General features: G+C 67.8%; 18 protein-coding genes. 8 read left to right on the top strand and 10 right to left on the bottom strand.

All coding sequences use genetic code 11. The features are described from left to right. The first annotated feature begins 16 nt into the window (after window positions 1-16). Genes GO591_RS02595 through GO591_RS02575 form a run of 5 tightly spaced genes read left to right on the top strand, consistent with a single transcriptional unit; the run spans window position 17 to window position 5,492 of the window. Complete coding sequence (locus GO591_RS02595) at window positions 17-1,342, top strand: DUF7847 domain-containing protein (RefSeq protein ID WP_157155381.1); 1,326 nt, start codon at window positions 17-19, stop codon at window positions 1,340-1,342. After that, window positions 1,339-2,001 carry a DUF4129 domain-containing protein gene (locus tag GO591_RS02590; RefSeq protein WP_157155380.1) on the top strand — a complete coding sequence of 221 codons (663 nt, stop codon included), beginning with the start codon at window positions 1,339-1,341 and terminating at the stop codon, window positions 1,999-2,001. The genes GO591_RS02595 and GO591_RS02590 overlap by 4 nt, the downstream gene beginning before the upstream one ends. Beyond that, window positions 1,998-3,218: a DUF4350 domain-containing protein gene (locus GO591_RS02585; RefSeq protein WP_157155379.1), complete on the top strand. Its 1,221-nt coding sequence runs from the start codon at window positions 1,998-2,000 to the stop codon at window positions 3,216-3,218. The genes GO591_RS02590 and GO591_RS02585 overlap by 4 nt, the downstream gene beginning before the upstream one ends. Further along, window positions 3,215-4,171, top strand: coding sequence for an AAA family ATPase (locus GO591_RS02580; RefSeq protein ID WP_157155378.1), 957 nt, complete (start codon window positions 3,215-3,217; stop codon window positions 4,169-4,171). The genes GO591_RS02585 and GO591_RS02580 overlap by 4 nt, the downstream gene beginning before the upstream one ends. Before the next feature lie 13 nt (window positions 4,172-4,184). Beyond that, complete coding sequence (locus GO591_RS02575; RefSeq protein WP_157155377.1) at window positions 4,185-5,492, top strand: DUF58 domain-containing protein; 1,308 nt, start codon at window positions 4,185-4,187, stop codon at window positions 5,490-5,492. Between the two features lie 57 nt (window positions 5,493-5,549). Here the strand turns inward: GO591_RS02575 and GO591_RS02570 are convergent, their stop codons facing one another. The 5 genes from GO591_RS02570 to GO591_RS02550 all read right to left on the bottom strand — a co-directional run bounded on the left by GO591_RS02570 (window position 5,550) and on the right by GO591_RS02550 (window position 10,379). Continuing rightward, window positions 5,550-6,614 carry a 2-hydroxyacid dehydrogenase gene (locus tag GO591_RS02570; protein ID WP_157155376.1) on the bottom strand — a complete coding sequence of 355 codons (1,065 nt, stop codon included), beginning with the start codon at window positions 6,612-6,614 and terminating at the stop codon, window positions 5,550-5,552. A gap of 11 nt (window positions 6,615-6,625) precedes the next feature. Next, the gene (locus tag GO591_RS02565) at window positions 6,626-7,936 is read right to left on the bottom strand and encodes an MFS transporter (protein WP_157155375.1); all 1,311 of its coding nucleotides are present in this window, start codon (window positions 7,934-7,936) and stop codon (window positions 6,626-6,628) included. Between the two features lie 258 nt (window positions 7,937-8,194). Continuing rightward, complete coding sequence (locus GO591_RS02560) at window positions 8,195-8,782, bottom strand: hypothetical protein (protein WP_157155374.1); 588 nt, start codon at window positions 8,780-8,782, stop codon at window positions 8,195-8,197. Further along, the gene (locus tag GO591_RS02555; protein WP_157155373.1) at window positions 8,760-9,137 is read right to left on the bottom strand and encodes a hypothetical protein; all 378 of its coding nucleotides are present in this window, start codon (window positions 9,135-9,137) and stop codon (window positions 8,760-8,762) included. The genes GO591_RS02560 and GO591_RS02555 overlap by 23 nt, the downstream gene beginning before the upstream one ends. 246 nt (window positions 9,138-9,383) lie before the next feature. After that, window positions 9,384-10,379, bottom strand: coding sequence for a stage II sporulation protein M (locus tag GO591_RS02550; protein ID WP_157157738.1), 996 nt, complete (start codon window positions 10,377-10,379; stop codon window positions 9,384-9,386). A gap of 16 nt (window positions 10,380-10,395) precedes the next feature. On the opposite strand from GO591_RS02550, the gene GO591_RS02545 reads away from it, so the two are divergent. Beyond that, complete coding sequence (locus GO591_RS02545) at window positions 10,396-11,241, top strand: RDD family protein (RefSeq protein WP_157155372.1); 846 nt, start codon at window positions 10,396-10,398, stop codon at window positions 11,239-11,241. 172 nt (window positions 11,242-11,413) lie between these two features. On the opposite strand, the gene ahcY is transcribed toward GO591_RS02545, so the two are convergent. Further along, entirely contained in the window at window positions 11,414-12,892 is a 1,479-nt protein-coding gene (ahcY, locus tag GO591_RS02540) for an adenosylhomocysteinase (protein ID WP_157155371.1), read from the bottom strand. Window positions 12,893-13,029: 137 nt separating this feature from the next. Here ahcY and GO591_RS02535 point away from each other — a divergent pair, with 137 nt between their 5' ends. Further along, entirely contained in the window at window positions 13,030-13,365 is a 336-nt protein-coding gene (locus GO591_RS02535; protein WP_157155370.1) for a YciI family protein, read from the top strand. Between the two features lie 104 nt (window positions 13,366-13,469). On the opposite strand, the gene GO591_RS02530 is transcribed toward GO591_RS02535, so the two are convergent. Together GO591_RS02530 and GO591_RS02525 are read right to left on the bottom strand one after the other, a co-directional pair. Next, the gene (locus GO591_RS02530) at window positions 13,470-14,873 is read right to left on the bottom strand and encodes a phosphomannomutase/phosphoglucomutase (RefSeq protein WP_157155369.1); all 1,404 of its coding nucleotides are present in this window, start codon (window positions 14,871-14,873) and stop codon (window positions 13,470-13,472) included. Continuing rightward, window positions 14,870-15,091 (bottom strand): DUF3499 family protein, encoded by a 222-nt coding sequence (locus GO591_RS02525; RefSeq protein ID WP_157155368.1) that lies wholly within the window; start codon window positions 15,089-15,091, stop codon window positions 14,870-14,872. The genes GO591_RS02530 and GO591_RS02525 overlap by 4 nt, the downstream gene beginning before the upstream one ends. 46 nt (window positions 15,092-15,137) lie before the next feature. Between GO591_RS02525 and GO591_RS02520 the strand changes: the two genes are divergently transcribed. Further along, entirely contained in the window at window positions 15,138-15,569 is a 432-nt protein-coding gene (locus tag GO591_RS02520; RefSeq protein WP_157155367.1) for a metallopeptidase family protein, read from the top strand. Window positions 15,570-15,588: 19 nt separating this feature from the next. On the opposite strand, the gene GO591_RS02515 is transcribed toward GO591_RS02520, so the two are convergent. Both GO591_RS02515 and mgrA read right to left on the bottom strand, forming a co-directional pair. Beyond that, on the bottom strand, window positions 15,589-17,271 hold the full coding sequence (locus GO591_RS02515) for a serine/threonine-protein kinase (protein ID WP_157155366.1): 1,683 nt from the start codon (window positions 17,269-17,271) through the stop codon (window positions 15,589-15,591). Between the two features lie 136 nt (window positions 17,272-17,407). Continuing rightward, on the bottom strand, window positions 17,408-18,436 hold the full coding sequence (mgrA, locus tag GO591_RS02510) for an L-glyceraldehyde 3-phosphate reductase (RefSeq protein ID WP_157155365.1): 1,029 nt from the start codon (window positions 18,434-18,436) through the stop codon (window positions 17,408-17,410). Between the last annotated feature and the right edge of the window lie 219 nt (window positions 18,437-18,655).

Raw genomic sequence — 18,655 nt, 5'->3', positions numbered from 1 at the left:
GATTGGGGAATCGTTCGTGACGAACAACCAGCAGTGGCAACCGCCCGCCGGTGATGCAGGCTCTGCGCCGACGGCTGGGCAGAACCCGCCGCCGCCACCTGGCCCGTACGCGCCGCCCGCGGGGCAGTATCCGCCGCCGGGGCAAGTCCCGACTTCTGGTCAGTACCCGCCGGTCGACCAGTACCCGCCCGGGCAGTACCCGCCGCCGGCCGTGCCGCAGTACGGCCAGTACCTCCCGGCGGTCGCGCCGCAGCCACAGGGCTGGACGCCGCCGCGCAAGCCGGGATTGATCCCGTTGCGTCCGCTGACGCTTGGCGACATCCTGGGCGCGTCGTTCAAGACCCTGCGCCGGAACCCGAAGCCGACCTTCGGCGTGTCGCTGCTGTTGCAGGGGGTTGTGCTGCTGCTCACGGCGGTCGTGATGGGCCTGGTGACAGCGTTCGCGATCTCGCGCACCGAGATGGCCGCGCCCGAGGATGCTGACGCCGTCGCGGCGGGCGCCGCCGGATCGATTCTGCTCTCGGCAATCATCCCGTTCCTGTTCTCGCTGATGGCGGCCGGGTTGATGCAGGGCATCATCGTGCTCGAGGTGTCTCGAGGCGCGCTCGGCGAGAAGCTGAAGTTCCGCGAATTGTGGCGGCTGGCGAAGGGCCGGCTTTGGGCGCTGGTCGGCTGGGTGTTGCTGGTCACGCTGGTGGTGATCGTGGCGGCCACCGTGATCGTGCTCGCCATCATCGCGCTGGTTTCGCAATTGGGCGATGCTTCGGTCGCGGCCGCGGTCATCCTCGGCATCTTTGCCGGGCTCGGCTCGCTTGCCCTGTGGGCGTGGCTGTCCACGAAGCTCGCCATGGTGCCCAGCGCCCTGGTGATCGAGCGGCTGCCGCTTCGGCAGGCGATGGCGCGATCCTGGCGACTGACCGGCGGCTACTTCTGGCGCACGTTCGGCATCCTGCTGCTGGTGTCGGTGATCCTGAACGTGGCGTCGCAGATCATCACCACGCCGATCACCATCGTGTTCACCTTCCTCGCTCCGTTGATGACGATCGGCGGGGACCCGACCGCCGCGATCATCGCCAGTGCGGTCACCTACCTGGTGCTGGTGGCGGTCACTCTCGTGGTCAGCGCAATGATTCTGGTGGTGCAGGGAGCGGCAACCGCGCTGCTCTACCTGGATCTGCGCATCCGCAAGGAGGGGCTCGACCTCGACCTGACTCGATTCGTCGAGGCCCGGCACGCGGGCGACACCACGGTTCCTGACCCGCTGCGACCTGGTGCCGCGCCGGCCGCGCCGCGCATGCAGGGTGCTCCGACCGCACCGGAGGCGGGATCGCCCTGGGCATGACCGCTTTTCCTATCGCCGGGATGGCGTTGCCATTCGACGTGCCCGTCGATCCCGATGCTGAGCAGGCGCGCGATTGGATCCTTCGGGAACTCACCGATCCGGCCTATCAGGCGGCGCGCCCGAACTGGTTCGACCTGCTGGTGCAGTCGATCTGGGACTGGATCAACTCGCTGCAGTTCGGCGGTGCCGACGCGCCGCCGTTCGTCGGTTTCCTCGTGATCGGCGCGCTGATCGCGGTGGTGCTGCTGGTTGCCTTCCTCATCTTCGGGCTCCCCCGCTTCGGACGCCGCAGTCAAGTCGCCGGTTCACTGTTCGGGGTCGATGACTCTCGCAGCGCCGAGGTCATTCGCCGGGCCGCCGAGGGGGCCGCCAGCCGGGGCGACTTCACGCTGGCGACCGCCGAGATGTTCCGCGCCATCGCCCGTGGCCTCGCCGAACGCACACTGGTCACGACGAGCCCGGGAACCACCGCGCGCGACTTCGCTCGTCGGGCGGGCCACGTCTTCCCCGAGCGCCAAACCGCCCTGGATGATGCCGCTCGTGCCTTCGACGGTGTGCGCTACCTGCAACAGGCAGGCACCACCGAGCAGTACCGGCAAGTGGCGGAACTCGAGGCGCAACTGCGCGCCACCAAGCCCGCCCTCGAGGTGCTGGCATGAGCGAGAGCACGGCGACCGCGCGCCCGCCCACACAGACCACGCTCACCCCAACGGTCCGAGCTTCCGGCAAGCGCGCCGCGTTCTGGATCATCGGCGCACTCTTCGCCGTGGTGGTCGGGGTGCTCACCTTTGGTCTGGTCGGTTCCAGTGCCGGCGGCACCCCGCTGTCCCCCACGAGCGCAGCGCCGGACGGCGCTCGCGCCATCGCCGAGGTGCTGAAGGATCAGGGCGTCGACGTGCACACGCCCTCGTCGCTCGCGGATGCCACGGCTGCAGTCGACAGCCCGGCCGCTACCACCGTCGTCTTCCACGACCCGGATGGCTACCTGACCGACGAGCAGCTCACCGAGGTCGCCACCCTCGCCGACCGACTGGTGGTCATCGACCCCGACTTCCCCGCGCTGAACGCGCTCGCACCCGGCATCGCGGCGGCCGGCGCGGTGGACGGCATACTCGAGGCAGACTGCAGCATCGGCGCGGTCAGGAACGCGATATCCGTCACCGGCGACGGCTTCGGCTACCGAATCCTGGACGCCCCGGGGGCGACCGGGTGCCTGGGCAGCGGTGACGACATCTATTCACTCATCGAACTCCCCTCGTCGGGGACCACTGTGACGGTGCTCGGCACTACCACCGCCCTGACGAACGAGCGAGTGGCCTTGGAAGGAAATGCGGCGCTGGCGCTCACCCTATTCGGCGCCACCGACACTCTGGTTTGGTACCAGCCGACGGCCGAGGATCTCACCGAACAGAACGTCTCACCGGAGCAGCTGCTGCCCCGCTGGACGGTCGGCATCGGTCTGGCAGTGCTGCTCACCGGAATCGCCGCCGCCGTCTGGCGCGGGCGCCGGTTCGGTCCGCTGGTGATCGAGAACCTGCCGGTCACGGTGCCGGCGAGCGAGACCACCGAGGGCCGCGCCCGCCTGTACGAGCGCAACAACGCCAGGCTGCGGGCACTCGACTCCTTGCGCATCGGCACCCTGCAGCGGCTCGGCCGCCAGGTCGGTCTGTCCCGCACGGCAACCGTCGACGAGATCGTGGACGCCGTGGCATCCGTCACCGGCTCCCCCGTGCCGGCGATCCGCGCGCTCCTGGTCGATGCCGACCCACACAGCGACGCGGAACTCGTCCGCCTCTCCGACGAATTACTCACCCTCGAACGCGCGGTCAGCGCAGCGACGAATCCCACCCCAGAGACAGGAAGAACACACGGATGACAGATCAGGAACTGCGCGACGCCTTCGGCCGAGTTCGCGCCGAGGTGGGCAAGGCCGTCGTCGGCCAGGACGGCGCCGTGACCGGGCTGATCATCGCGCTGCTGTCCGGCGGGCATGTGCTGCTCGAGGGGGTGCCCGGCGTCGCGAAGACGCTGCTGGTGCGTACCCTCAGTGCCGCCCTGAACCTGGACACCAAGCGCGTGCAGTTCACGCCCGACCTGATGCCGGGCGATGTCACCGGTTCGCTGGTCTACGACACCCGGGCCGGGGACTTCGAGTTCCGGGAGGGGCCGGTGTTCACCAACATCCTGCTCGCCGACGAAATCAACCGCACTCCGCCGAAGACCCAGTCGGCGCTGCTCGAGGCGATGGAAGAACGACAGGTCTCCGTGGACGGGCAGACCCGCAAACTGCCGGTGCCGTTCCTGGTCGCCGCCACCCAGAACCCGGTCGAGTACGAGGGCACCTACCAGCTGCCCGAGGCCCAGCTGGACCGGTTCCTGATGAAGCTCGTGCTCGACCTGCCCGCCCGCGATGCCGAGGTCGAGGTGCTCACCCGCCACGCGGCCGGATTCAACCCCCGCGACCTGGCCGCGGCCGGCGTCACCGCGGTTCTCGACGGCGCCCAACTGGAGGCCGCTCAGCAGGCCGTTCGCCGGGTCGGCTCGTCACCGGATGTCCTCGCCTACGCGGTCGACCTGGCCCGCGCCACCCGGCAGTCGCCCTCGGTGAAGCTCGGCGTGAGCCCGCGCGGGACGACCGCGCTGCTCGCCGCGGCGAAGTCCTGGGCGTGGCTGCAGGGCTTCGGCGCGATCACCCCGGACCACGTGCAGGCGATGGTGCTGCCGGTGCTCCGGCACCGCATCCAGCTTCGCCCCGAGGCGGAACTGGAGGGCGTCTCCGCCGACGCGATCCTGCGCTCGATCATGCAGCAGGTTCAGGTGCCGATGTGACCGGTGGGCTCTGATGGCGATCAGCGGATGGCTCGTACTGCTCGTGGCCGCGGGCATTGTGCCGCTGGTGGTGTTCGACAACGTGGTGGCCTTCCTGGTGTGGCTGGCGCTCGTGGTGGTGCTCGTCGTGATCGACCTGCTGATCGCGGGCTCCCCGCGGGCGCTCAGGCTGAGCCGCGACCTGCCCTCCCGGGTGCGTCTCGGTGAGACCGTGCCGACCACGCTGTTCGTGACGAACCCGGGTCCGCGCACGGTGCGGGCCATCGTCCGCGACGCCTGGCAGCCCTCCGCCGCGGCGTCGCCGCCCCGTGCTCAGCTGACCATTCCGGCCGGCGAGCGCCGGGCGCTGACCACGACGCTCACCCCGTTCCGCCGCGGCGAGCGCACCGCCGCCGAGGTCACCGTGCGCTCGTTCGGCCCACTCCGGCTCGCCGCCCGGCAGGCCACGATCGCGCTGCCCGGCGCGATCCGGGTACTGCCGCCGTTCACCGCCCGCAAGCACCTGCCCTCACGGCTGGCCAGGCTGCGCGAGCTCGACGGCCGCACCTCGGTGATGATCCGCGGCCAGGGCACCGAGTTCGACAGCCTGCGTGAGTACGTCCGCGGCGACGACGTGCGCTCGATCGACTGGCGCGCCACCGCACGCAGGCCCTCGGCATCCGGCCCCCAACTGGTGGTGCGTACCTGGCGACCCGAACGTGACCGCCGGGTCGTGATCGTGATCGACAGCGGACGCACCTCCGCCGCCCGCATCGCCGACGAACCCCGACTGGACACGTCGTTCGAATCGTCGCTGCTGCTCGGCACGCTCGCCTCGCACGCTGGCGACCGGGTCGACCTGGTCATCTACGACCGCCGGGTGCGCGGCCGGGTGCAGGGCGCGACCGGCGCGGAACTGATGACCCGCATGGTCGACGTGATGGCACCGATCGAGTCCGAACTGATCGAGATGGACTGGCACGCGGTGCCTTCTCTGGTGCGTTCGGTCAGCGCGCAGCGGTCGCTGGTGGTTCTGCTCACCTCGATCGACGCCGCCGGCGCCTCGCACGGGCTGCTCTCGGTGCTGCCGCAGCTGACCCGCAAGCACACCGTCGTGGTGGCGTCGGTCACGGATCCGGAGGTTCTGGATGCCTCGCGCGCCCGCGGCGACCGCTCCGAGGTGTACCGGGCCGCCTCCGCGGAACGTTCACTGCTGGACGCCTCTCGGGTTGCAGCCGCCATCCGCCAGCTCGGCGCCGAAGTGGTCACGGCGGCGCCAGCCGACCTCCCGCCGGCGCTGGCGGACACCTACCTCGAGCTGAAGCGAGCCGGCCGGCTGTAAACCAGTCGACGCCCACCCCGTGCGGTACGGGATGAGCGTCGACTGCCGTTATTCGTTCTAGACCGCAGCAACCTTCGCGCGCCACGCCTCGGTTGCGAAGACCTCCGGGTTGAGCACCGAATCCGGCACCCGGCCCTCGGCGATCGCGACGATGCAGTCGAGCACCGCCGTCGACACCGCGTCGGTGAACTGGTCGGTCCAGCCGAGCGCGTGCGGGCTCAGCAGCACGTTCTCCATCCCGAGGATCGGGTCATCCGGAAGCAGCGGCTCCGGATCGAAGACGTCCAGCCCCGCCCCGGCGATGCGGCCGCTGCTCAGGGCAGCGCGGAGCGCATCCGTATCGACGAGCTTTCCGCGGCCCACGTTGACCAGGAACGCTGACGGCTTCATCTTCTCGATAGCCGCAGCGTTGATCATCCCGGTGGTTTCCGGGGTGAGCGCCGCTGTCAGCAGGACGACATCCGACCGTTCGAGCAGCTCGGGCAGGGACACCAGATCGACCCCGAGCTCCTGCGCCGCTGAACTCTTGCCGCTCCGGTTGTTGCCGATGATCGTCATGTCGAAGTTCTGCATGAGCCTCGCGACATCCGCCCCGACGCTGCCGAAGCCCACGATTCCGAGCGTCCTGCCTTCGAGACCGACACCACGGAAACGCTCGCGATCCGCCCAGCGCGACTCACGAACCATGCGGTCCTTCGGCACCACGTGGTGCATCAGTCCGAGGATCATGGTCACCGCAGCGGTGGAGAGGGTTCGCTTGATCGCTGTCGGCGTGTTCGTCACCACCACACCGGCCCGCGTGCAGGCATCGAGGTCGATCGTCTCGTAGCCTGCGCCGAACCGGGCGATGTGCCGAAGCCGCGGGGTTCGGTCCACCGTCTCGGCATCGAAATGGGTGTGTCCCATGGCGAGCACCGCATCGACGTTGTCGAAGTGCTCAGGTGGCAGCACCGGGGCATCCTCCGGCAGCACCGACCAGTCGATGCCACGGGCCGTCAAGCGGTCCAGTCCGAGATCGCCGTGCACCGACGAGCCGTCCGGGCGGACGACGTCAGCGGTGATCGCCACGCGGTAGCCGGTGGCTTCGGCTCCGTCGGCGATCGTGTGCTGGGTGAGTGTCATGATGCTTTCCTCTATTTCGCGGGGACCGTTGCGGTAATCGGCTTGCGCACGAGCACCGTGTACGCGACCGCCGCAAGCGACGCGATGATGCCGCCGATCACGAAGGACGGCGTGTACGAGCCGGTGGCGTCATAGAGCACGCCGGTGAGCAGCGGCGCGAAGGCACCACCGAAGTAGCCACCGAAGTTCTGGATGGCACCGACGGAGGCGATCTGGCTGCGCGGGACGATATCGCCCGGCATGGCCCAGGCGGCCGCCTGCATCGTGGCGACGAAACCAAGCGCGACCGTCATCACACCGAGCGCGAGCGGCAGCGTCGGAAGGTACGGGATGAGCACAACGAGGATGCCGGCGACGATGGCCGCACCGGACATGAAGTACCGCTTCGCGGTGAGCGAGTCACGACCCGAGCGCTTGGTGTACCGGGTCATCAGCCAGCCACCGGTGATACCGAGGACAGCGGCGCCGATATACGGAATGGCGGCGAGAATGCCGGTTCCGGCGATCGTGACGCCGTGCGCGTCCTGCAGGTAGAGCGGCAGGAAGACGATGAAGATGTTCCAGATCCAGATGACACAGAAGAAGCCGGCCATCATGCCCCACACCTGACGGTGCTTGAACAGGCTGATCCAGGATGCCTTGGTGTTGCTGTTCGCCTCGATGTCCTGTTCGGACTTGATGTGCGCGAGCTCTTCCTCGGACACGCGACGGTGCTCCTCCGGCATCCGGTAGAACATGTAGAACGCAACGGCCAGGACCACGCCGATGACGCCGAGGAAGACGAAGATCGACTGCCAGCCGAAAGTGATCAGGAAGAACGTGAGCACCGGCGGCGCGACCGCGGGGCCCCACTTCGACCCGCTGTCCCAGATCGCGGTCGCCTGACCACGCTCGGAGCGCGGGAACCAGTCGGCGGTCAGCTTGGCGGATGCCGGGCCGTTCGGCGCCTCCATCAGGCCGAGCAGCGCGCGGAAGGTCACGAAGTGCCACAGCTTGGTGCCGAAGGCCATGATCGCCGTCGCGATGCTCCAGCCGGCGATGGCGATGAAGTACATGCGGCGAGCGCCGAGCTTGTCGACCAGGAATCCTGCTGGCAGCTGCGAGAACGCGTAGGTCCAGGAGAACACCGTGCCGAGCAGGCCGATGTCCGTGCGCGTCAGGCCGAGGTCTGCGATGAGCTCCGGGGCTGCGATCGAGATCGCGCTGCGGTCCATGTAGTTCAGGATTCCGGCGAACAGCGCCCATCCGAGAATCCACCACCGCAGATTCTTCATCGTGCGCCTTATCGGCGTCGGGGCGACCTTGGGTGCAGTAGCGGTCATCGCTTACTCCTTTGTAAACCGGCTGTGGGCATCACTTGGCCCAGATCGTCGATCCTATATGACACAGGAAACGAAGATCAACAATCTTCAGGTTGCTCCAGCCGCTAGCCGTGTTGCAGCCGCCAGCCGTGTTGCAGCCGCTAGGTGTATTGCGTCCGCTAGGCGTGCTACGCCGGTGGCCGGGGTTTCCCGTCCGGGGCCGGGGTTTCGGCATGCGCCATCGGCAGAAACCGCGGCCATCGCAAGACAAGTCGGCGGTCAGCGGCCGCGCGGCATCGGCGCCAGCCGCAGTACCGATTCAAATTTGCGGATGTCCCATACCTCTGACCACACCCACCGAGTCATGCCGTTCCCCAGCGCACGCAGGCCGTCTTCCCGGCGCTTCTCCTCCACCACGACCTCGCTGGCAGTGCGGCCATTCATGTACTCAGGCTTTTGGTACTTGATGTAGCCATCGAACTCACCGAGGTGACGGTAGCCCGGCCAACTGAAATCGGGAGTGACCTCTCGACCATCGAGCAGCACATAGGGCTGCTGCAGCACCGGATCCGGAACCCTGAGCCGACGCAACTGCACCCTGCTGACTGATTCCCCGGGCCATCCGACGAGCGTCGTCGAGAAGTCGAGGACCCGCTCGGCCGCGCGAACACCACTCAGGCGTCTGAGGGGATCCATCTGCTCGCGCAGCCCCTCGAGCGTGGTTAAAGCACCTCCATGCTTCGGCACGAATAGCGCCCGATCTGCAACGCACACTGCAGTGATGGTCGATTCGGTGCGCGCGACGTCGAGGACAGTGCGCTCAAGAGTCGTCACGCGAAAGCCGTCAATCATCACTTCGTCGGGCACGTCCTGCGCGGTGACGGTGAACGCCAGGGGTCGACCGGCCGCCCGATGTGCGGGGCACGATCGTATGCACGGTATCCATCCGTGCACCGACAATCGGAAGTCCCCAGATCACAGCAGCGGACAGGTGCGACAGCAGCGGCGGTTCCGGGGCGATCAGCGCAGCGGCAACCACCACTGTTCTAAAGCGCTGCTGCCAGGAGTACGTCTTCCAGTGGTCGCTCAGCACGAACGCGCCGCGGCGCACGCGATGCCACTCGCCGGTGGCGAGCGCCCTTTTGATGTAGGCCTCCTCGCCGACCTCGCGCAAATCTCGCGCGAGGATGAGCCCGTCACGGGCGAGGGGCACGTTGATCACGATGCAAGGTTGCCGTGGTTGCCTTCGCGCCCGAAGCACACTGACAAGGGTGTGTGGTTGCGTGAGCGCCGCGGAGAAGACATCGTGGGACGCTGGCGGCGCACTCCTGGGGACGCACTTCTGGGGACGCACTTCACCCATGGCGGAGGTATCCGCCCGTGGCCACGGTTTCGGCATACGCCATCGGCGGAAACCTCGGCCATCGGTGTCGACGGTCTCGACAGGCTGGACCGGCGGTGGCGGAGGTTAGCCCGCGATGAGCCGCTTCGATCCGGCCTCGAACTCGTCGAGGTCGCCGGTCTGCCCGGCACGGTGCGCTCGGCGTCCGAGCACCCACTGGTAGACGAGGAACGCCGCGAGCGCGAGCGTGCCGATGCCGATCTTCACCGGCCACTGCCAGTCCTGCCGGGTGACGTAGCCCTCGATGATGCCGGAGAGGAGCAGCGCCAGGATCAGGCCGATCACCACTGCGAACAGGGCGCGGCCATCCTCCGCGAGCGCCTGCCCGCGGGTTCGAGCACCGGGGGCCACCCAGGCCCAGAAGATCTTCAGGCCGGCGGCACCGGCGACGAAGATGGCGTACAGCTCGAGCTGCCCGTGCGGTGAGATGTACAGGAAGAAGTGGTCCAGCCGATCGAACTCGGCCATGATCGCTGCCGCCTGACCGAGGCCGACGGCGTTCTGGAAGAGCACGTACGGAACCCACACGCCGGTGATGCCGAACGCGACGCACTGCGCCGCGATCCAGGCGTTGTTCGTCCACACCTGACCGGCGAAGGACCCCTCGGGGTTCGCCGAGTAGTAGCCGACGAACTCCTGCTCGGCATACTGGCGCAGCATCTCGTACGAGCCGAGGCTGGCCAGCACCTCCGGGTTCATGGCGATCCAGACCGCGTACAACGCGGCGACGATGATCACCGACGCGGCAACCGCCAGCGTGAGCCAGCGGATCCGATACAGCGCCGCCGGCAGTTGCGCGCCGAAGAATACCGTGAGCTGATTGAGCACGTTGGTGCTGGTGCCGGTGAAGCGCAGTCGCGCCCGCGACAGGGCCAATGAGAGCCGATCGCCGGCCACCGATTGCCCCGCGGTGGTCTTGATCGCCGACAACTGGCTGGCCCCGGCCTGGTACCGCTCGATCAGCTCGTCGGCCTCGGCGCCGGTGAATCGACGTTTGTCACCGAGGCGGGCGAGGCGGTCCCATTCGTCCCGGTGCGCTGCGGAGTATGCGTCAAGATCCATCTGCTTAGATACTGTCATGTCCGGCTCCGCGACGCTCTACCACGACGCCGCCGACGACGAATTGCTCATCGGTGAGGCCGTCAGCCTCGACCTGCGGCCGACCAGCTTCATCCTGCGCGGCGCGGGAACCGCCATCGACTTCGTCGCGTACCTGGTCATCTACATCGGCTACCTACTGTTGCTGGTGTGGATCTCGACCGAACTCAACCTCGATCAAGCCGCCCTGTCCGCGGTGTTGATCGCCGGCTTCGTGCTCTGCCTGGTCGCGCTGCCCACCGCCGTGGAGCTGCTCACCCATGGTCGCTCGCTCGGCAAACTCGCCATCGGCGCGCGCATCGTCCGTGATGACGGCGGGGCGATCGGCTTTCGGCACGCGTTCATCCGCGCGCTGACCGGCGTGCTGGAAATCTTCCTGACCGTGGGAGGCATGGCGGCGCTGATCGGGTTGCTCTCCCCCAAGGCGAAGCGACTGGGCGATCTGATGGCGGGCACCTACAGCCAGCACGAACGGATGTCGCGGCTCACGCCGCCCGTCCACGGTGTTCCCGCGCAGCTTCAGCAGTGGGCGGTGACCGCCGATGTGGCACGGATGCCGGATCCCCTCGCCCGACGGATCGCCGCGTTCCTCGCCGAGGCGCCGCGGTTCACCCCAGCCACTCGTTATCGCCTCAGCCACGAACTCGCGGCCGAGGCATCCGCCTTCGTGTCACCGGTGCCGCAGATCGACGCCGAGCTGTTCCTCGCCGGCGTTGCCGCGGTGCGTCGCGACCGGGAGTACCAGGCGCTCACGCTCGAGCGTCAGCACCTGGAGCGGCTGGCTCCGACCCTCGGCGGGTTGCCGCACCGTTTCCCTAACCGCTGATTGAGGAGCGCCGCGAGCGAAGCGAGCGACGCGTCTCGAAATCAGCGCTGCGGGCGCGTGGTTTCGAGACGCGTGCGACTTCGTCGCGCGCTCCTCAACCACCGGACGCGGGACTGGTCTCGGCAGGCTCGACCCGCGGCTGCGGGCTTGGTACTCGACCCGCGGCTGCGGCTTAGTACCGGTAGTGGTCGACCTTGTACGGGCCCTCGACCGGAACGCCGATGTACGCAGACTGCTCCGCGGTCAGCTCGGTGAGCTCGACGCCGAGCGCGCCGAGGTGCAACCGGGCAACCTTCTCGTCGAGCTTCTTCGGCAGCACGTACACGTCGAGCTCGTAGTTCTCGCGGTACGCGTACAGCTCGATCTGGGCGAGCACCTGGTTGGTGAACGAGTTGCTCATGACGAACGAGGGGTGTCCGGTGGCGTTGCCGAGGTTCATCAGGCGACCCTCGCTGAGCACGAGGATGCTGCGACCGGTCGGCATCCGCCATTCGTGCACCTGCGGCTTGATCTCGATCCGCTCGGCACCGGCGAGCTTCTCCAGCCCGGCCATGTCGATCTCGTTGTCGAAGTGGCCGACGTTCGCGACGATCGCCTGGTGCTTCATCTTGAGCATGTGGTCAACGGTGATGACGTTCAGGTTGCCGGTGCCGGTGACGAAGATGTCGACCTGGTCGACGACCGACTCGATGCGGGCGACCTGGTAGCCGTCCATCGCGGCCTGCAGGGCGTTGATCGGGTCGATCTCGGTGACGATGACCCGGGAACCCTGGCCGCGCAGCGCTTCCGCCGCGCCCTTGCCGACGTCGCCGTAGCCGGCGACGAGGGCGACCTTGCCGCCCATCAGCACGTCGGTGGCGCGGTTCAGGCCGTCGGGCAGCGAGTGCCGGATGCCGTACTTGTTGTCGAACTTGGACTTGGTGACCGAGTCGTTCACATTGATCGCCGGGAACAGCAGCTGGCCCTCGCGAGCGAGCTCGTACAGGCGGTGCACGCCGGTGGTGGTCTCCTCGGTGACGCCCTGGATGTCGGCGGCGATCTTGGTCCACTTGTCGCTCGAGCTGGCGAGCGACGCGCGCAGAACGTCGAGGATCACGCGGAACTCGTGGCTGGCGTCATCCGGAGTCGCCGGAACCGCGCCGGCCAGCTCGAATTCCCGGCCCTTGTGCACGAGCAGGGTGGCGTCGCCGCCGTCGTCGAGGATCATGTTCGGGCCGGTGTAGCTGTCACCGGATGCCGCGGCCTCCGCCGACCAGTCGAAGATCTGCGAGGTGGCCCACCAGTACTCCTCGAGGGTCTCGCCCTTCCACGCGAACACGGGCACCCCGGCCGGAGCCTCGGGCGTGCCGGTCGGACCGACCGCGATCGCGGCGGCCGCGTCATCCTGCGTCGAGAAGATGTTGCAGCTCGCCCAGCGCACCTGCGCGCCGAGGGCGGTGAGGGTCTCGATCAGCACCGCGGTCTGCACGGTCATGTGCAGCGACCCGGCGATGCGGGCGCCCTTGAGCGGCTGGCTGGTGCCGAACTCCTCACGCAGGGCCATCAGCCCGGGCATCTCGTTCTCGGCGAGGCGAATCTGGTGGCGCCCGGCCTCGGCGAGGGTGATGTCGGCGACCTTGAACTGCACGTTGGTTGACTGGGTGACAGGCATTGCACCATTGTCGCAGGTGGGGCTGACGGTTACGGTCCCGGATGCCGCAGGCCTGACCCATTCCGTCGGTGAGTGCCGGGTGGTACACCTGAGCTGAGGCTCCGCCACCAGCGGGGCACCGAACTTCGGAGGCAATGATGCCCAAGTACCTCGTGCTCTACAACGCTGAGCAGTCGGCAGAAGCGCAGATGGAATCGAACGACTCGGAGCAGGCGAACGAGGGCATGCGGCTCTGGATGGAATGGGCGGACCGGGCCGGCGACGCGCTCGTCGACCTCGGCACCCCGCTCGCCACCGGCCAGGTGGTCACCGCGGACGGCACATCGCCATCGTCGAGCAAAGCCGCCGGCTACTCGATCATGCAGGCGGACAGCGCCGACCAGGTGGTCGAGTTACTCAAAGGCCACCCGCACCTGCTGATGCCGGGGAGCACCATTGAGGTGTTCGAGGGGCTGGAACTGCCGGGAATGTAGGCACGCGCTCCTCAACCCCGAGCACGCGGTGGCGCAGTTTTCTGCCGATGGCGGTGGTTTCGGCATGCGCCATCGGCAGAAAGGTGCGCCATCGACGAATGACGCTAGGCGCGGATCAGGGCGAGCACGCGGTCGCGCAGACGTTCCATTTCGCCGCGGGTGCCCGCTTCAACGTTCAGGCGCAGCAGCGGCTCGGTGTTCGAAGGGCGCACGTTGAACCACCAGAAGGTGTCCCCCGCGCCCGAGACGGTGAGCCCGTCGAGCTCGTCGAATTCCGAATCGTGGAACTCCTCGACGATGCGGGTGTAGGCGGCGGGAACGTCCGTCACGGTCGAGTTAATCTCGCCGCTGGCGAAGTACGGGTCGTACGCGGCAGTGAACTCGGACATCGGGGCATCCTGATGTCCGAACTCGGCGATCAGGTGCATCGCCGCGAGCATGCCGTTGTCGGCACCCCAGAAGTCGCGGAAGTAGTAGTGCGCACTGTGCTCGCCGCCGAAGATAGCGCCGGTGGCATGCATTTCGTCCTTGATCAGGGAGTGCCCGACGCGGGTGCGCACCGGGATCGCGCCGGCCTGCTCGATCGTCTCGGGGACGATCAGCGAGGTGATCAGGTTGTGGATGACGTAGATATCGCCGCTCTCGCCGGACGCACGCACCCGGTTGATCTCCCGGAGGGCAACGATCGCCGCCACCGCGGACGGGGTGACCGGCTGGCCCTTCTCATCGATCACGAAGCAACGGTCGGCGTCGCCGTCAAAGGCCAGGCCGAGGTCGGCGCCATGTTCGATGACGGCCTTCTGCAGGTCGACCAGGTTCGCCGGGTCCAGCGGGTTGGCTTCGTGGTTCGGGAAGCTGCCGTCCAGCTCGAAGTAGAGCGGGATCACTTCGACCGGCAGCTTCGGCAGGCCGGCGGCATCCGACAGCACCGCCGGAACCGTCATTCCGCCCATGCCGTTACCGGCGTCGACGACGATTCGGATCGGGCGGATGCTGCCGAGTCCGACGAGCGAGCGGAGGTAGCCGGCGTAGTCGGCGAGCAGGTCGCGTTCGACGAGTCCACCGGGCTGGTCGACCGTCTGGATGCCGTCTGCCAGGTAGGCGGCGGCGCGGTCGCGGATGCCGGCGAGTCCGGTGTCGAGGCTGATGCCCTGCGCGCCGGCGCGGGAGAACTTGATGCCGTTGTAAGTGGCCGGGTTGTGGCTCGCGGTGAACATCGCGGCCGGAACGTTGAAGGTGCCCGAGCCGAAGTAGCTCTCATCGGTGGAGCACAGGCCGATGTTGATCACCGTCGCGCCGCGGGCCTGCGCGCCACGGGCGAAGGCGGCGGCGAAACCCGGGGACGAGTCACGCATGTCGTGTCCGACAAGCACTTCGGAGCCGTTGGCGCCGACTTCGTCGACGAACCCGGCGCCGAAGGCCTCGATGACCTCGTCGGTGAGTTGGCTGCCAACCAGTCCTCGTACGTCGTAGGTCTTGACAAACTGGCTCAGATCGGGCGTGCTCACACCCCGAAACCTATCTCACCGAGCAGCACGTGCCGGACAACTTGCCAGCCCTTGGGAGCCGAGAGACGCTCCGCGTGCCGCACGCAGAGGTCGTAGGTGTGCGGCTCCGCCTGCAGGCTCAGGGGTCCGAGGACGACCATCGAGTCCGCGTAGTCGTAGGTCAGAGTGGCGACGGCCTCATCACGGCACGCCACCTTGCTGCAGACTCGGGCACTCATCGTTGCTCAAGCCTATTGCCCACCTGTGACGGATAGGCTGGTTGACATGCCCCGAACTCGTCGCCAGGCGCCTGCCCGCGCCCGTGCCCGCGAGCGGCATCGCGGGGTGCGTTCCTCGGTCACCGGCCCCTACCTGCCGCCGTTGAACACCCGTATGGACTTTTTCGATGAGGTCGTCGCGTCCACCGCGGAGTATTTGAAGGATGTCTGGCCCGACGACCTGGCCAAGGTGCGGTTCGAGGTGGCGGCGCTTCCGTCGAACCTGTCCAACCCCGACGGGGTGGACCGCTGGACCGTCGACCGCCGCGGCAGCAGGATCATCCTGTACCGGCTGCCGATCCAGCGGATGACCAAGCTCCACCGCAACGACGAGTGGCACCGGCGCGCGGTCATCGAGAGCTGTGTCTTCCGGGCGGTCGCCGAGTGGATTGGCCGCGACCCGTGGGAGCTGGCCCCCGGCCGCTTCATGCACTTCTAGGCGCCGCTCCCCTTCTCGCCTATTCGAGCTGCGTGCTGCTGAGCACCTCGGTCGCCGCGATCTTGAGCGCGCCGCCCTCGTCCTCCAACCGGTACGCCGTCACCTCCCGCACGACTCGCCCATCGCGGAAGTAGTACGTGAGCGTCGCCTGCGCCCGATCTGGTGCCGAAGCCCTGACATCGGCGACCTCGACGTCGGCGATGTCGTCCCAGAAGGCCTCGTAGGCGCCCCGACCGCCGGCGTGATTCTCCTGGTAGTCGGCGGTCATCAGTGGCCATGCGCTGTCGAGATCGCCTGGGAGCATCGCGTAGTAACCGGCGACTGTGTCCACGGCTTGCTGCTCGGGCGTCTCCGGCTCCGGTGCCTCCGTCGGCGGCGGCGCACTCGTAGGCGGGGTGCTTTGCTCAGGCGGCGCTGGCGTCTCGGGCGCGGGCGTGGGCGGAGCGGCCTCGGAATCCGGTGTCTCGGTGACCGACGGTGCGGTCGGACTGCCGGTCCCGGGTTCGGCAGCGTCGTCAGCGCCCGGCCGAAGCGGATTGGCAAGCAGGATTGCGCCGAAGGCGAGGGCAGCAGCGACCAGAACCAGGATGCTGGCGATCACACTCGCGCGACGACGCCGCCTGATCCGGCCCTCGGGCGCCGCCACACTTTTCGGCGGCGGGACGTGCCCGAAACTTGGCTCCGCCGTCACGGGGTGGCGGGCGGCGGGTTCAGCCAAGGGCTTAGTCGCTGCTTCCTCGGCATCGTGCAGCGGAACGGTTGCAGTGGGCGGGTGTCGCTCGATGGGTTTGGTCGCCACATCCTCGGTGCGTTCCGGAGCGGGGTCCTCACCTGATAGGTCGGGCACCACCGGGTGGGCCGCCGGCGCGGCCGCGATTCGGGTCTCGTCATGCAACGCCGAAAGCGACTGGCTGATCGACGCCATGCTCGGCCGTAGCTTGGGATGCTTCGCCAGCATCTCCAGCAGCAGCGGCGCAAGCGGGCCGGCGTGCTCCGGCGGCGGATACCCGCCGCCCGCGACCTTGTGCAGCAAGGCGATCGCGTTCTTGTCCGAACCGAACGGCGGGTCCCCCTCCACCATCGCGTAGAGGGTTGACCCGAGCGAGAACACGTCGGATGCGAAGCTCGTCGGCAGCCCCCGCGCAACCTCGGGCGCGAGGTAGGCGGGAGTGCCGTGAATCATTCCGGTCGCGGTGATCGACGCATCCCCGAGTGCGTGGGAAATGCCGAAGTCGCTGATCATCGCGGAGCCGTCCTCAGTGATGAGGATGTTCCCCGGCTTGACATCCCGATGCACGATCCGCAGCTTGTGGGCCGCAGCCAGGGCAGAGCTGACCTGCGCCCCGACCCGCGCCGTCTCGGACGGGGTTAGCGTGCCGTGCTCTTGCAGCAGGGTCGACAGCGGCGTCGACTCAATGAGCTCCATGACGATGCACGGCTGGCCTTCGTGCTCGACGACGTCGAACACGGTAACTGCGTGCGGATGATGAAGCCCCGCAGTGATCCGCGCCTCGCGCATCGCCCGATCGGTCGCCAGTTGGCGTTCGGTGTCAGTCAGTTCCGGCCCCGTGCGCAGCATCTTGAGCGCCACATCACGATGCAGGCGCTCGTCCCAGGCGTGCCAGACGACCCCCATACCGCCCGCACCCAGCATCGCAACCAGCCGGTAGCGGTCAGCGACGAGGGTGGACGGAGTATTCATGGGACGCGCTCCTTGGAACTACGCAGAACGATACGCTCGCTGGGGCGATCCCTCACGGGCTCGCGCCAACGCTCCAGCACCACCGCAGGGCAGAACCTCGGCTGGAAGGGGTTCAGCCTCGATCTGCGGATCGCACCTAGTCCGCGGTCTGCTCCGCCCACAGGTTGATGCTGGAGTCGACCGCGAACCGGTCGATCGCCGCCAGTTCGTCCGTCGACAGTTCCGGACCGTTCAGCGCATCCAGGTTCATGTCGAGCTGTTCCACCGACGACGCGCCGATCACCGCGGAGGTCACCCGCGGATCCCGCAGCGCCCACTGCAACGCCAACTGAGCGAGCTGTTGACCGCGTGCGGCGGCGATCTCGTTCAGTCCACGCACCCGCTCGAGGATGGCCTCGTCGAGGTGTTCCGGCTTGAGAGTCCCGGGCCGCGATCCGCGCGAGTCGGTGGGCACGCCGGTCAGGTACTTGCCGGTCAGCAGTCCCTGCGCGAGCGCGGTGAAGACGATGCATCCCATGCCCTGCGTCGCCAGCTCGTCGAGCAGGTCGGGCTCGATCCAACGGTTCAGCATTGAGTACGACGGCTGGTGAATCAGCAGCGGCGTGCCCAGCTCGCGGGCGATGGTCGCCGCCTCGCGGGTCTTCGCCGCCGAATACGACGAGATGCCGACGTACAGCGCGCGTCCGGAGCGCACCGCCTGATCGAGCGCCATCATGGTCTCTTCGATCGGAGTGTCCGGGTCGAACCGGTGACTGTAGAAGATGTCGACGTAGTCGAGTCCGAGCCGCTGCAGCGACTGGTCGAGGCTCGACAGCACGTACTTGCGCGAGCCGCCGCCCTGCCCGTACGGTCCCGGCCACATGTCCCAGCCGGCCTTGGTCGAGATGATCAGCTCGTCACGGTACGGCGCGAAGTCGGTGCGCAGCGCCTGCCCGAAGTTGATCTCGGCCTGGCCGTACGGCGGACCGTAATTGTTGGCCAGGTCGAAGTGCGTCACGCCGCGGTCGAAGGCCCGGCGCAGGATTGCGCGCTGCACCCCGCCCGGCTTGTCATCGCCGAAGTTCTGCCAAAGGCCGAGCGACAGGGCCGGCAGCTTGAGCCCGCTGCGTCCGGTGTGCCGGTACTCCATCTGGTCGTAGCGGTCGGAGGCCGCGGCGTAAGTCATGCGAACACCTTACGGTTGCTGCGACAAAAGTCCCGGCGGCAAGCTTGCTTGAGTGCGTAGAGGCCATGCAACCGTGCCACGCACCGGCTGGTCTTGCGTCATTCCACGGCGATGACCCTCCGTTTTTGCCCTCGAAATTCTGGCGAGGTGTATGGCATCCGGGATGACGGAAGTTCTGGCATCCGCGCGCAGAAACTCCTCCATTTCATGCTGATCTGC

The organism is Diaminobutyricimonas sp. LJ205, assembly GCF_009755725.1.
Taxonomy (GTDB): Bacteria; Actinomycetota; Actinomycetes; order Actinomycetales; family Microbacteriaceae; genus Ruicaihuangia.
This window is presented reverse-complemented; position numbering and strand designations above follow the sequence as displayed.